The following is a 13,829-nucleotide window of genomic DNA, read 5'->3' as shown; positions in this document are numbered from 1 at the left end:
ACTACAACATATTGATGACAAAACGACCAACCGAAAATTAATAAGCCGTATTGTGTAATTTGCGTCAGCGTTTCAAGAAGTTAGTGCGTTCCTTTTTGAATAGAGTTTGCTAAGCTATTTAAGGCTACCTGCAAATTTAGCACCTTATCGAATTTGTGGAGCCTTCAGTATTCTACAATAAGGAGGCCTGTATGATTACTCATATTAGCCCAGCTGGCAGCATGGATCTGCTTTCTCAACTTGAAGTTGAGCGCCTTAAAAAAACCGCCTCAAGTGAACTCTATCAATTGTATCGCAATTGTACCCTTGCGGTGCTTAACTCTGGCAGTCATACCGACAACTCCAAAGAATTACTCGACAAATACCGCTCGTTTGACGTCAACGTGATGCGCCGAGAGCGTGGTATCAAACTGGAATTAAATAACCCACCAGAACATGCTTTTGTCGATGGCAACATCATCAAAGGCATTCAAGAGCATTTATTCTCTGTCCTTAGAGACATTGTCTACGTCAACATGCACCTTGCGGACAATCAAAAACTCAATTTAACCAATTCAGCCCACATCACTAATTTAGTGTTTGGTATCTTGCGCAACGCTGGCGCTCTCACGCCTGGTATCACCCCAAATCTAGTGGTTTGTTGGGGTGGTCACTCAATCAACGAAGTCGAATATCAATATACTCGCGAAGTTGGTCATGAACTCGGATTGCGTGAGCTTAACATCTGTACAGGTTGTGGCCCCGGAGCAATGGAAGGGCCAATGAAAGGCGCGGCCATCGGGCACGCGAAGCAAAGATACGATGAGCAACGCTATTTAGGTCTTACTGAACCTTCAATCATCGCAGCCGAGCCACCAAACCCAATCGTCAATGAACTGATCATTATGCCTGATATCGAAAAGCGCCTAGAAGCGTTTGTTCGGATGGCGCACGGGATCATCATCTTCCCCGGCGGCGCTGGCACCTCGGAAGAGCTCTTATATATCCTTGGTATTATGATGCATCCCGATAACAAAGATGTACCACTGCCTATCGTGTTAACGGGGCCGAAAGAAAGCGAAGAGTACTTCAAATCTATTGATCGCTTTATTGGTGATACGCTCGGCGAGCAGGCGCAGAAGCATTACGAGATTGTGATTGATGATCCGGCCAGAGCGGCGCAAATCATGAAAGAAGCCATGACTGACGTTCGCCAATATCGGAAAAACATTGGCGATGCGTACAGCTACAATTGGTCATTGAAGATTGACCCTGAGTTCCAACTGCCGTTCGAGCCGACTCATGAAAGCATGGCCAGTTTAGACCTACACCTCAATCAACGGCCAGAAAACCTTGCGGCAGCACTTCGACAAGCCTTCTCAGGTATCGTCGCCGGTAACGTCAAAGCGGAAGGCATTCAGGAAATTGAGCGCAACGGACCCTTTATGATTGATGGCGATAGCTCACTGATGAAGAAAATGGATCGGTTGCTGAAAGACTTCGTTGTCCAAGATCGAATGAAGCTACCGGGCGGCAGTGCTTACGAACCGTGTTATAGAGTGGCAACAGGAGAAACTACGCTTAAGTAACTGCTTAAAAATTTAAGCAGTTGATGTAAAGGGAAAGATAACAAAGAGAATCTTTGCACCTACACCACATCATATACTGCATTGACGTAGCAGTTAGGTATACAATAAGGGCATATTTTTATGCCCTTATTAATTTGCTACTTATGTCCATTCATCTTGTAATTATTGACGCGCTCAACTTAATCCGCCGGGTTCACTCCGCCCAGCCTGACGAGACTGACATAAAAAAAACCATCGAAACGACCCAGCGCACACTCAATAAAATAATTAAACAATCGCAACCTTCTCACATTATTGCCGTGTTCGATCACCAGCTCAGTGACAGAGGCTGGCGCGCCGAAATTTTACCCGAATATAAACTTAGCCGTAAGCCCATGCCCGAGGCTCTTTTCTCAGGGCTCGATAGTATCCAAGAAGCTTGGTGGGAACTTGGCATAGATTCGTTACTTTCTGATGGAGATGAAGCTGATGACTTAGTGGCAACACTGGCAATGAAAGTAGCCAGTCAGCATAAAAAAGTCACAATTATTTCAACAGACAAAGGTTATTGTCAATTGCTAGCGCCGACTTTGCAGATCCGCGATTACTTTCAACATCGATGGCTTGATGAACAATTTATTCAAACGAGTTTTGGCGTAAAAGCTGAGCAACTCACGGATTATTGGGGGTTAGCCGGGGTTAGCTCAAGTCAAGTCACTGGCATTCCGGGTATTGGCGCCAAGTCCGCGCAGGATATTCTCACTCAGTTCGACTCGATAGAAACGGCTTTTGCCGCGCAAGATTTGCCAAGTAAATACCGTAAGAAGTTTGACCAACATATTGAACTAGCTCGCGTATGCAAACAAGTGGCTACACTCAAAACCGATATTGAACTCGGCTTCAACTTACAAGATTTGCGCTTCTCTGGATAAAGTAGCCCCTCAGCCTAAAATAGACTGAGGGGCTCAATGTCTCGGTTGTTACTTTTTCGCGCTTACTGCGAGTGCTTAGTGCGGAGATATGTTGGACAAGCACTGGATGTGCACCGTGATTTCTTCGCGGTCATGATAAAGGTGCTTCGCTTGCAGCTTGAATTTTACTTTATGCTCGATTAAAAAATATTTTAAGTTTTCGATATCTTCTAATACTTCATCGTAACGGCCTTTCATCGGCAGCTTTAGGTTGAAGATCGTTTCTTTTGCCCAACCTTTAATCAACCATTCACCCATCAACTGTGCAACGCGTGATGGCTTCTCAATCATGTCACATACTAGCCAAGTAACGTTTTTCCGTGCAGGTTCGAACTTAAAGCCATCTTCCATATGGTGTTTGACCTGTCCTGTGTCCATCAAGCTATCTGCCATCATGCCATTATCGATAGCATGGACAAACATCGAACGTTTCACCAATTGGTAAGTCCAACCCCCAGGGCAAGCGCCTAAGTCCACGCCCCACATTCCTGAAGCCAGTCGTGTATCCCACTCTTCTTTAGGAATAAACACATGAAAAGCTTCTTCTAATTTCAATGTCGAGCGACTTGGTGCGTCCGATGGGAATTTTAGTCGTGGGATGCCCATGAAAAAGCGAGAGTTGTTACCCGCGTACGAAAAACCCACAAAACAATGTCCCGGAGCAATGAAGCAAATATGCAGTACTGGCTTTTTCTCAGTGTCTTTTCCATACAGCAAGCCTTTACCACGTAGTGCTTGGCGCATTGGTACGGTAAACTTTCGGCAAAATTTCAGCAGTTCTTTCGCTTCATTGGTATCAGGAGTTTCAATGCGCAGCTCACCACAGCGAGGCAGAGCGTCCACTTCCGACAGCTCACTCAGAATAGGAGAGATGCGATCTTCCTTCGGTAGCGCACTAAACTCTTGCGCTACGACAAACATCTGCCGAGCAAAAATCAAAGAACTAAACTCAAGTTGCTTCACCAACTTAAGAGCGTCTCCATCTTGATAACACTCAAATAAGACGTATCCCGTGTTGTTTTTCACTCTCGGGAATCCATACACTTCGAGATTTGTCGCCTTGTCTTGAATTTCACCTGCACATTCTTTTTCAAACCCAGAACGGCAATAAAACATAACGTGTTTCAAGATGTCACCTCTTTCATTTTCATCGCAGCACAAATAAATGCCAACCAACCAAGCATAAATAGTAGCCCCCCAATTGGGGTTATCGGCCCAAACCAATAAATATTGGTCATTGCTAGGGCATATAAACTGCCACTAAAGCAAAGGACGCCGATAATAAAGCAAATAGCGGCAACAAAGAAATACTTTTGTGCCCGCGCAGGCAATTTCAGTTGCAGCAACACCGCACAGGCGATAATCGCTAGGGCGTGTACAAACTGATAGCGAACGCCTGTATCAAACACGTTGAGCATCAAAGGGGTCAGCTGCTCACGTAGACCATGTGCGGCAAATGCCCCTAGGCCCACACCTGTAAATCCATAAAAGCCAGCGATAGCCAACAACCAACGTCCTTTCATGACAAGGTTCCTTTTATAAAGGCCGCAAGCTCTTCTATCGCGAGCGCCAAATTTTGTTCTTCGCTGAAACCAGAAGCTTTACGCGGCTTAAAGCTGTGGTCGCCATCCGGTAAGAAGCGTACCGACACTGAATCGGATAAGGAAAAATTAGAAAATTCATCCTTTTTGCCAAACGTATCTCGCTCCCCTTGCAAAATTAAACAAGGTGTTTCTAATTCAGCCAAATGCTCCCCTTTTAGTTTTTCAGGTTTGCCCGGCGGATGAAAAGGGAACCCTAGACACGCGACACCTTTCACATAGGGAGAATCAGCCAAGTGGCTCGCGATGCGACCGCCCATCGATTTCCCACCAATCACGACTGGTTGCTCCGCATATTGCTTAAGTACCGATTCGAATGCTTCAATCAGTTTAGGGCCTTTATCTGGGAATCTTTTTTTTCCGTCTAGTTGACGCTTTTCCATATACGGAAAGTTAAAGCGCAGCACCTGAATACCTTGTAGGGCTAATCCTTTGGCGACAGTCTGCATAAAAGCGTGGTCCATGCCCGCTCCCGCTCCGTGGGCAAAAATAAATAATGGATTGCCTTGCTCTCCATCAATCAGCACATTACTCATCCAGTAGGTCCTCTTGTTCACTTTGCGCCTTGGCCAACATCCAATCTCGGAAGGTAGCGATGCGCCCGGTATCCGCTTGTTTCTCATGGCAGACAACATAAAACGCATTCTTACTGACTAACACTTCATCAAACGGCGCAATCAAACGGCCTGCGTCAATTTCAGGCCGCGCCAATACGTTGTTGCCTAACGCAATGCCTTGTCCGTGCGCTGCCGCCTGCAACACCATAGTTGAGTGACTGAAAATAGGCCCGTGATTCACATTCACTCCGACTAACCCGTTTTGTTTAGCAAACTGCTTCCACTCTTTGCGCGACGTATCGTGCAATAACGTGTGGTGCTGCAGATCTGAAAGTGAATTGAGAGGCTTGCTGCCAAGCAAAATGGCTGGCGAGCATAGAGGAATCAAATATTCTTGATACAGCTTGTCAGCACGCAAGCCAGGCCAGTTACCGCGGCCATAATAAATTGCAACGTCAACGTCATCGGTTAACGAACTTTCATCCATATCCACCGCTTTAATCCGCACGTCAATATCAGGCTCTTGGGAATTGAAGTCGGCGAGGCGAGGTACTAGCCACTGAATGGCAAAACTTGGAGGAAGAGCAATGGTCAGAGCACCTTTCTCGCTGCGTTCCAACACTTTGTCTGTCGCTTCCGCAACCAAGGTAAAGATATCTTTGATGTCGAGAAAATAGCTTTGCCCTTCTTCGGTGAGCAGTAAAGCGCGATTGCGACGACGAAATAATTTCAGACCGAGAAACTCTTCTAGCGCTTTAATTTGATGACTAACAGCGGCTTGCGTAACAAATAGTTCTTCCGCTGCCCGCGTAAAACTGAGATGACGAGCCGCAGCTTCAAAGACTTTTAACGAGTTGAGAGGAGGTAATCTTCTTGACATAAAAGCGCCCTAAAAATGCATTAGTTTTTCTTATGCGAAACATTATAAATTGTCCATTGCTTAGCGGCCAGAGAAATTCTATATTTCATCCCGCAGCGCTAGCTTGAACGGCTTGGTTCCTCGCGGAATCAATTAGCTTAGTTGTTGCAATGTTGTGTTTGCAGCTCGATTTTTCGAGTTAGGTAGAGTTCTACCATTGTTTCATTGCTAAACCCCTTAGCAATGAAACTTATACTTCCTGTATTTATTTTTTTGACCAAATGTCAATTTGCACACCGCCCATTGTGGCGGTGTTTTTTTATCTGAAAAATACGTATAAAAAAAGCGAAACCTTATCGACTTCGCTTTTTGTTAAACTTTTCTCTTATGGGCGATACACTTTGACGTTGGCAAACCCTTGCTCTTGCAGGTAGAGCGCTTGCAAGCGACTCATCACGCCCCGATCACAATACAATAGATAGCTCTTGCTCTGATCAAGATCGCCGAATTTAGTCGACAGCTTATAAAATGGAATATGCTGTACATCAACGCCATCGATGTTTAATGGGTTATCGTCTTCTTCATCTGGACTACGGATGTCTAGAACCACTGCGTGTTCTTCAACAGCTTCAACTAACTCAACTTCCGGAGCCGATTGCTGGCTTTCTTTTTCAATGTCACGAATATCCATCTTACGGGATTCGAGCACCACGTTTTCTAAAATATCGAAGTCAAACTTGGCTTCTTCAATTTCTAACTTGGCTTGTACTGCTTTTACCGTTGGCTTTTTCGAAATCACACCGCAGTATTCAGGCATTGTCTTAGCGAAATCTTCTGTGCCTATTTCACGAGCAAGATCAATGATATCTTCTTTGTCCCAGTTAATAAGCGGACGTAAGATAAGGCTATCAGTGACACCATCAATATGACGTAAGTTCGTGAGCGTCTGGCTAGAGACTTGGCCTAATGCCTCACCCGTAACCAAAGCTTGAATGCCATGCTTTTCAGCCAACATGCCCGCTGCGCGCATAAACATACGTTTTAGCACAACGCCCATTTGACCATCTTCAACTTTCTCTAAAATCTCAGCAACCACAGGTTCAAAATCCACTGAAATGAATTTCACCTTGGCGGAGGAGCCGTATTTGTTCCACAAATAGTGGGCGACTTGCTTTACGCCAATCTCATGCGCAGGCCCGCCTAAATTAAAGAAACAGTAGTGGACTTTCGAACCACGTTTAATGTGCAGATAGCTCGATACACCTGAATCAAACCCACCAGAGATCAAGCTAAGTACATCTTCTTGGGTACCAAGAGGAAAACCGCCTAGACCTTTATGACGTGCCAGCACTTGATAAAGCTTTTCATTGGCAACTTCGATATTCACCGTCACATCTGGCTTACGTAATTTCACTTGTGCGCTTTCGACCGCCTGGTTTAAGCCGCCGCCAACATAACGCTCCAATTCAACGGACGTAAAATCGTGCTTACCGCGGCGCTTCGCGCGTACGACGAAAGTTTTCCCTTCAATCTTACTGCGACTCAGTTCCAAGACTTGCAGGTAAATATCGTGCAAGTCTTCAAATTCTGACTGTATGACATCAAGGACATGGTGAATACCCGGTGTTTGAGTCAAGACTTCCAGCGTTTCTTTATAAAACTCATCACTTTGCGCAGTCACTTCAATGTGGTCACGTCGGTTAAATACAGCCACCGATTCTGTACGACTTTGAATAACGTTACGAATGTTACATTCCAAAATTCTCGTGAAGCGTTTGCGCACGGAATCACTTTTAACAAAAATTTCTGGATGAGGTTTTACAATAAATTTCATAGTCATATTCGCAGTCTAGTTCGCAGTCAGTTGAGCTTACCGGAGACGCCTTTGCATCTCTCTGGGCGCGAAATTATACACAACTCGCGGTGCATTAAAAAGGCGAGCCTTTCGCTCGCCTTAATTCACTGAATTTATTGCCTTCAATTCTGCGGTAAAGACGGAACCTCAGGACTATAGGTTGGTTTACCCTGCATAATTCCAATTTCAACGCGGCGATTCCTCGCTCGTTCAGCGTCAGTATCATTGGGCCCTAATGGCCGCGTATCAGCAAAACCGACCACTTCCGTTCGCTCATGAGGGTAACCACGAACTTTCTCCATCTCTTGAGCAACGGACACCGCTCGCTGGGAAGACAAATCCCAATTGGAACGATAGAGTTCAGATTCCACCTGCACATTGTCGGTGTGACCCGAGATAGCGATAACCCCAGGAACATCTTTCACCAGCCCTGCAATTTGGCGAACCAGAGGTCTAAATTTTGGCTGAAGAAAAGCCGAACCTTCTGGAAACGCGCCCTTCTCTCTAATACGAATGATTATTTGCTGGCCCAAATGTTCAACATCGATAGCACCATCTTCTATCTCTTTCGCCAGTGCCTTCTGGATATTGTCAAATAATGTTTCTTGTTCTTTGGCGAGCGCTTCCGCTTGTTTTTGCCGCTGGTCAGATTCGGTATTTTGGTTATTGTTAGTCGACGTTTCGGGTGATTTACCACCTTGCAGTTTCCCTTCATCACGCTGAGTACCACCAGCGCGCTCAGAATCCCCTTCTTGAAACTCTAAAGTCTGCTGAGTGATATCGATTGTTTGCTGCATAATAACGTCTATTGGGGTTGGCTCGGGACGGCCGGGACGGAATTCTTGGGCGATAATACTGGTGCCTTTCGGAATATCTTTCACTTCAAGCCTGTTTTGCACACCGAAAGCAAATTTCATCGAGCCCGCGATCTGCTTAAACTTCAATACATCCATTTCCGAAAAAGACAAGAGCAAGACAAAAAAGCACATTAATAGCGCCATAAGATCAGCAAAAGTCCCCATCCAAGCGGGCAAACCGGGAGGCGGACATTTACACGGTTCTTGGTCATCAGACATAGTACATCCTACTCATTATCTACATCGATGCCACGTTTGCCTTCATTGAGGTAGTTTTTCAAGTAACTATCAATGACACGTGGGTTTTGACCATCTTGAATCGCTAACACGCCATCCATAATTAAGCGTCGATTTAATTTTTCTTGCTCACGACGCAATGACAACTTATCGGCGATTGGAAAGAAAACCATATTAGAAAGGATTGCACCATAGAGCGTCGTTAACAAGGCCACCGCCATCGCAGGCCCAATGGATTTCGGGTCATCCATGTTCGATAGCATCGCAACCAAGCCAACCAAAGTACCGATCATTCCCATCGCAGGGGCTACGTCACCAAACTGACGAAATACGGCGCTTCCTTGCTCGTGACGTTCATCCGTCAAAGCAATATCTTTTTGTAAAGCCGCTCTCACGACGTCGGCATCATGGCCATCCACCAATAAATCAATGCCTTTTTGCATAAAGCTACTGGTTATTTCCATTTCTTCCAAAGCCAAAAAACCGCCCTTACGGGCCGCATCCGCCATCTCAACAACTTTTGAAATCAAATCTTCTGGTTCATCGGCTTTAAACATGAAGGCTTTACCGGTAATTTTTGCCGCGCCGAAAAACTGCCCCATGGTAAATTTCATCAAGACTACGAATGTTGTCCCCCCCACCACGATTAGGATCGAGGTGACGTCCACGAACATCATGATGCTGCCACCCAGCACCATCGCCATCACAACAAAGGCAAGGCCGCCAATTAATCCTATCAGCGTCGCTAAATCCACACAGCACTCCTTTTGCTTGGCCGATTGGCCACCATTACCGCTTTTAAAACACTACAATAATTATCGGCAAGATAATAAGATCTTTAGTAATTTTTATTGCAACATCTCTCACACTTATAACCTAGCAAACTCACACTACGTGGTTCACATGAATTTCAATCCGCCCAGATCGGGAAATAGCCACTATTATTGGTCTCTGAATCAAGGGAGTTTAGTGCTCAATAGAGCGAACAGAATCGCAACGAGGCTATAAGTTCCAAGCCGCCATCCACGGCGCAATTTCCGATAAATATCCCAGTTAAATTTGACCATGACTACTGGCTAAGGTAACTTTCGTGCATCCTTCACAATCTGGACCCATCATGGCAAGTAAAAAACCGGAAAACATGTCGTTTGAAGAAGCGCTTAGTGAACTCGATACTGTTGTCGAACAACTAGAAAGTGGCGACTTAGGGCTAGATGAAGCACTAAAGAAATTCGAACGCGGTATTTCACTCGCCCGAGCAGGACAAAATAAGCTCACCGCTGCCGAACAAAGGGTTCAGATTTTACTTGAGAATAACGATCAAGCTCCGTTGAGTGATTTTCACTCTCAGCCAGAACAATAATGAAGAAGCATTGCTATGATTGAGGCCCTCACCTCCTTTAGAGAAAGAAACAATCTGCAGCTCAATCAGTGGCTGGATACCATGCCGCACCAAAACGAGCGTCTCATTAACGCGATGCGCTATGGATTGCTGCTTGGTGGCAAACGTGTGCGACCGTTTTTAGTCTATATCACCGGGCAAATGCTCGGCTGCTCTCTCAGCGAGCTCGACACACCAGCATCGGCAATAGAATGTATTCATGCGTACTCGCTCATCCACGATGATTTGCCAGCAATGGATGATGACGATCTCCGCCGAGGCCAGCCAACTTGCCATAAGAAGTTTGATGAAGCGACGGCAATATTGACGGGGGATGCCCTGCAAACGCTTGCCTTTTCTATCTTAGCGGAAGGACAACTTTCGGCTGAAGGAGAAGCGCAGCGGATCAACATGATCAAAGAGCTCGCGACCGCCTCGGGGGCTCAAGGTATGTGTATTGGCCAAGCGCTAGATCTTGCTTACGAGAATCAACATATCTCGATTGAGCAGCTGGAAAATGTCCACCACAACAAAACTGGCGCTATAATCAAATGTGCGATTCGCTTGGGTGCGTACGCTGCGGGCGATAAAGGTATCGCCGTGCTGGATAAGTTAGATCAATATGCTGATGCAGTGGGTCTTGCTTTCCAAGTACAAGATGACATCTTAGATGTTATCAGCGATACCGCTACCTTAGGTAAACCACAAGGCTCTGATGAGCAGATGAACAAAAGCACCTATCCAGCGCTGCTCGGAATAGATGGCGCCATCGCAAAAGCTCAGTCGTTATTGACGGATGCCCTTCTCGCTTTAGAAGCTATCCCTTACAATACAGAATTACTGGAACAGTTCGCCCGATATGTCATCGAGCGCAAGCACTAACAAAATAAAAACGCGCGATATAATATGACACTTGATATCTCAAAATATCCTACACTCGCTCTGGCTAGCATTCCGGAAGAATTACGAAGTCTGCCAATAGAAACACTGCCAACCCTGTGTGACGAGCTACGGACCTATTTACTTAATTCAGTCAGCCAAACTAGTGGCCACCTTGCCTCAGGGCTAGGCACGGTTGAACTGACGGTGGCGTTGCATTACGTCTACAACACCCCCTTTGATCAACTGAGCTGGGATGTAGGCCATCAGGCATACCCACATAAAATCTTGACTGGCCGCCGCGACCAGATGGCGACCATACGTAAAAAAGGTGGCTTACACCCGTTTCCGTGGCGTGAAGAGAGCGCTTACGATACGTTATCGGTCGGCCACTCCTCCACCTCGATCAGTGCAGCGCTTGGCATGGCCATCAGCGCAGAGAGAGAAGGTGAGAACCGTAAGGTTGTCAGCGTCATTGGTGATGGTGCAATAACCGCTGGAATGGCGTTTGAAGCCATGAACCACGCGGGCGACGTCCACCCTAATATGCTGGTTGTCCTGAACGACAATGAAATGTCGATTTCAGAAAACGTTGGCGCACTAAACAATCACCTCGCACAAATCCTGTCGGGCAATCTATACACGTCGATCCGTGAAGGTGGCAAAAAAGTTCTGTCTGGTATGCCTTCGATCAAGGAACTGGTACGCCGCACCGAAGAGCACCTGAAAGGCATGGTCGTACCGGGAACCTTATTCGAAGAACTCGGCTTCAACTACATCGGTCCCGTTGACGGCCACGATGTGATTGAACTGGTCAAAACCATCAAGAATATGAGAGAGCTAAAAGGCCCTCAATTCCTGCATATCATGACCAAAAAAGGCAAAGGTCATGAACCCGCGGAAAAAGATCCAATCGGTTATCATGCGGTGCCTCAATTTGACTTAACGAATTCAAAGCTGCCTAAAAAAGCGGATGCCAAGCCGACGTACTCAAATATCTTCGGCGATTTTCTTTGTGACATGGCCGCGCAAGATCCTAAGCTGATGGCCATTACACCAGCTATGCGTGAAGGCTCAGGTATGGTGCGCTTCTCGAAAGAGTTCCGCGAGCAATATTTTGACGTCGCTATCGCCGAGCAACATGCGGTGACTCTAGCGACAGGAATGGCAATTGCTGGAAACAAACCGATCGTTGCGATTTATTCTACGTTCTTACAGCGTGGCTACGACCAATTAATCCATGATGTCGCTATCATGGACTTGCCAGTTATGTTTGCTATCGACCGCGCAGGATTGGTGGGAGCGGATGGCCAAACGCACCAAGGCGCGTTCGACCTTAGCTTTATGCGTTGCATTCCTAACATGACAATTATGGCGCCAAGCGACGAAAATGAATGCCGACAAATGCTCTACACCGGCCACCAGCACAATGGCCCTAGCGCGGTTCGCTACCCAAGAGGCTCAGGTATGGGAGTGGAGGCTGAGCAAGAATTTACTGCTTTAGCCATTGGTAAAGGACGAGTGCTACGCAAAGGGCAAAAAGTCGCGATATTAAACTTCGGCGCTTTACTCGAAGGTGCGCTTGAAGCCGCAGAAACATTGGATGCGACCGTCGCAGATATGCGCTTTGTTAAACCGCTAGATGAAGAATTAATCCAGCAACTGGCAGAATCACACGACGTATTCGTCACGCTTGAAGAAAACGCCATCGCAGGTGGCGCTGGCGCAGGTGTAGTGGAATATATGATGGCTGAAAAGATCATCAAACCCGTACTCAACCTAGGTTTGCCCGATCAATTCGTCGCCCAAGGTACCCAGCAAGAACTGCATGCTGAATTAGGCTTAGACGCCCAAGGCATTGCTCAAGCAATCCAAACGTATCTAGACAAATAAGCTCTAGTCACGCCAACTCTATATACCCATATATTTAGCTCTACATATATATGGAACTGAATATATAGAACTGTACATAGAACTATGAAAAAGCCCTCTTTCGAGGGCTTTTTCATTCTATTCAAGCAAATCTAAGTTCCAATTAAACATAGCCAACAAGTTTTGCCACACCGCATCGAAGGACGCGTTAAATTCAAGCGCCTCTCCCGTGATAGGATGGCGAAATGCTAATCGAGATGCATGCAGCAACAATCGATGTGCGTCATAACTGTCACGGAAATATCGATTGTGTTTACCATCACCATGTGTGGTATCACCAATGATAGGGTGACTCAGGTGATGCATGTGTCGGCGCAATTGGTGTTTACGCCCTGTTTTGGGTTTGAGCTCCATCAAACAGTAACGACTGGTAGCAAATTGACCACTTGGGAAAGGCAATTCCACCTGCGCTAAAGGTCGGTAAGCTGTGACTGCCTCTTGGGGCGGTTTATCCACTTGGGTATATTTGTCAGCAATCTTATCGAGCTCAACTTTCAACGGATAATCTAGCGTGTCAGCTTCCTCGACCCAGCCACGCACAATCGCATGATAAGTTTTTTCCATATCGTGCTCAGCAAACATCGGCATCACTTGGGACGCAACCTCGGATGATAGAGCGAACACCAACACCCCTGAGGTGGGCCTATCTAGCCTGTGCAGGGGAAAAACATGCTGGCCAATTTGGTCACGCAAGGTTTGCATGACAAACTGAGTTTCGTGTTTATCCAACCAACTGCGATGCACCAACATCCCTGCGGGCTTATTAACCGCTACCAAATACTCATCTTGATATATGATTTCTAACATGCCTGAAAAGCCTTATCGAGTTGCACTAAGATAGCGAGCGCTGGCGAGCACCGTGGTGAATTTGCCCAAACCTGCTCAAAATAAGGCGAGACAGAAAAACCGTGTGGCAGAACACTACCTGTTTCAAGTACAGTACGCATCTTAGGCAAGAATACCCACTGTAACCATTCGTGACCTTCCAATGTATCGACCGCAAAGGGCTGTTGGCTCATCATAGCTTGCTGACTAGGTGGATGTACTTGCCACAGCTGGTTCGATTTCAGTTCAAGTTCCAACTGATCGAATAACTCATTAATATTATCTACGTTGGTTGTCATACTCTGAACCAATACCCCTTGAAATTGGC

14 protein-coding genes are annotated in these 13,829 nt (G+C 46.3%); 5 read left to right on the top strand and 9 right to left on the bottom strand.

The genetic code is table 11. The annotated features are described in order from the left end of the window. The first annotated feature begins 191 nt into the window (after positions 1-191). Together ppnN and xni are read left to right on the top strand one after the other, a co-directional pair. Positions 192-1,568: a nucleotide 5'-monophosphate nucleosidase PpnN gene (ppnN, locus tag L4C34_RS00480; RefSeq protein ID WP_428787380.1), complete on the top strand. Its 1,377-nt coding sequence runs from the start codon at positions 192-194 to the stop codon at positions 1,566-1,568. Positions 1,569-1,711: 143 nt separating this feature from the next. Further along, a complete protein-coding gene (xni, locus tag L4C34_RS00475; protein ID WP_428787379.1) occupies positions 1,712-2,479 on the top strand; it encodes a flap endonuclease Xni in 768 nt (255 codons plus the stop codon). Positions 2,480-2,554: 75 nt separating this feature from the next. On the opposite strand, the gene rlmM is transcribed toward xni, so the two are convergent. The 7 genes from rlmM to pomA all read right to left on the bottom strand — a co-directional run bounded on the left by rlmM (position 2,555) and on the right by pomA (position 9,239). Then, entirely contained in the window at positions 2,555-3,646 is a 1,092-nt protein-coding gene (gene rlmM / locus L4C34_RS00470; protein WP_428787378.1) for a 23S rRNA (cytidine(2498)-2'-O)-methyltransferase RlmM, read from the bottom strand. Beyond that, positions 3,643-4,041 (bottom strand): DUF423 domain-containing protein, encoded by a 399-nt coding sequence (locus L4C34_RS00465; RefSeq protein WP_428787377.1) that lies wholly within the window; start codon positions 4,039-4,041, stop codon positions 3,643-3,645. Before L4C34_RS00465 ends, rlmM begins: the two co-directional genes overlap by 4 nt. Beyond that, positions 4,038-4,655: an alpha/beta family hydrolase gene (locus L4C34_RS00460; protein WP_428787376.1), complete on the bottom strand. Its 618-nt coding sequence runs from the start codon at positions 4,653-4,655 to the stop codon at positions 4,038-4,040. The genes L4C34_RS00465 and L4C34_RS00460 overlap by 4 nt, the downstream gene beginning before the upstream one ends. After that, positions 4,648-5,556 carry a transcriptional regulator GcvA gene (locus L4C34_RS00455; RefSeq protein WP_428787375.1) on the bottom strand — a complete coding sequence of 303 codons (909 nt, stop codon included), beginning with the start codon at positions 5,554-5,556 and terminating at the stop codon, positions 4,648-4,650. The genes L4C34_RS00460 and L4C34_RS00455 overlap by 8 nt, the downstream gene beginning before the upstream one ends. 364 nt (positions 5,557-5,920) lie before the next feature. Next, complete coding sequence (thiI, locus tag L4C34_RS00450) at positions 5,921-7,369, bottom strand: tRNA uracil 4-sulfurtransferase ThiI (protein WP_428787374.1); 1,449 nt, start codon at positions 7,367-7,369, stop codon at positions 5,921-5,923. A gap of 143 nt (positions 7,370-7,512) precedes the next feature. After that, positions 7,513-8,466, bottom strand: a complete 954-nt coding sequence (locus tag L4C34_RS00445) for a flagellar motor protein MotB (protein WP_428787373.1) — start codon at positions 8,464-8,466, stop codon at positions 7,513-7,515. Between the two features lie 8 nt (positions 8,467-8,474). Next, entirely contained in the window at positions 8,475-9,239 is a 765-nt protein-coding gene (gene pomA / locus L4C34_RS00440; protein ID WP_428787372.1) for a flagellar motor protein PomA, read from the bottom strand. Between the two features lie 362 nt (positions 9,240-9,601). Here pomA and xseB point away from each other — a divergent pair, with 362 nt between their 5' ends. From xseB to dxs, 3 genes are read left to right on the top strand one after another with little or no spacing between them, the layout of a single operon-like run. After that, on the top strand, positions 9,602-9,847 hold the full coding sequence (xseB, locus tag L4C34_RS00435; RefSeq protein ID WP_428787371.1) for an exodeoxyribonuclease VII small subunit: 246 nt from the start codon (positions 9,602-9,604) through the stop codon (positions 9,845-9,847). Between the two features lie 15 nt (positions 9,848-9,862). Beyond that, the gene (gene ispA, locus L4C34_RS00430; protein WP_428787370.1) at positions 9,863-10,747 is read left to right on the top strand and encodes a (2E,6E)-farnesyl diphosphate synthase; all 885 of its coding nucleotides are present in this window, start codon (positions 9,863-9,865) and stop codon (positions 10,745-10,747) included. Positions 10,748-10,771: 24 nt separating this feature from the next. Next, positions 10,772-12,637: a 1-deoxy-D-xylulose-5-phosphate synthase gene (dxs, locus tag L4C34_RS00425; RefSeq protein WP_428787369.1), complete on the top strand. Its 1,866-nt coding sequence runs from the start codon at positions 10,772-10,774 to the stop codon at positions 12,635-12,637. A gap of 117 nt (positions 12,638-12,754) precedes the next feature. Here dxs and truC read toward each other — a convergent pair whose 3' ends face one another. Both truC and L4C34_RS00415 read right to left on the bottom strand, forming a co-directional pair. Next, positions 12,755-13,483, bottom strand: a complete 729-nt coding sequence (truC, locus tag L4C34_RS00420; RefSeq protein WP_428787368.1) for a tRNA pseudouridine(65) synthase TruC — start codon at positions 13,481-13,483, stop codon at positions 12,755-12,757. Continuing rightward, entirely contained in the window at positions 13,477-13,800 is a 324-nt protein-coding gene (locus L4C34_RS00415) for a YqcC family protein (protein ID WP_428787367.1), read from the bottom strand. The genes truC and L4C34_RS00415 overlap by 7 nt, the downstream gene beginning before the upstream one ends. Positions 13,801-13,829: the final 29 nt, after the last annotated feature.

Origin of the sequence: Vibrio profundum, from assembly GCF_050337555.1 — a bacterium.
GTDB lineage: Bacteria > Pseudomonadota > Gammaproteobacteria > Enterobacterales > Vibrionaceae > Vibrio > Vibrio profundum.
Note: the sequence above shows the minus strand (reverse complement) of the source record. Positions and strands in the feature narration are given on the sequence as shown.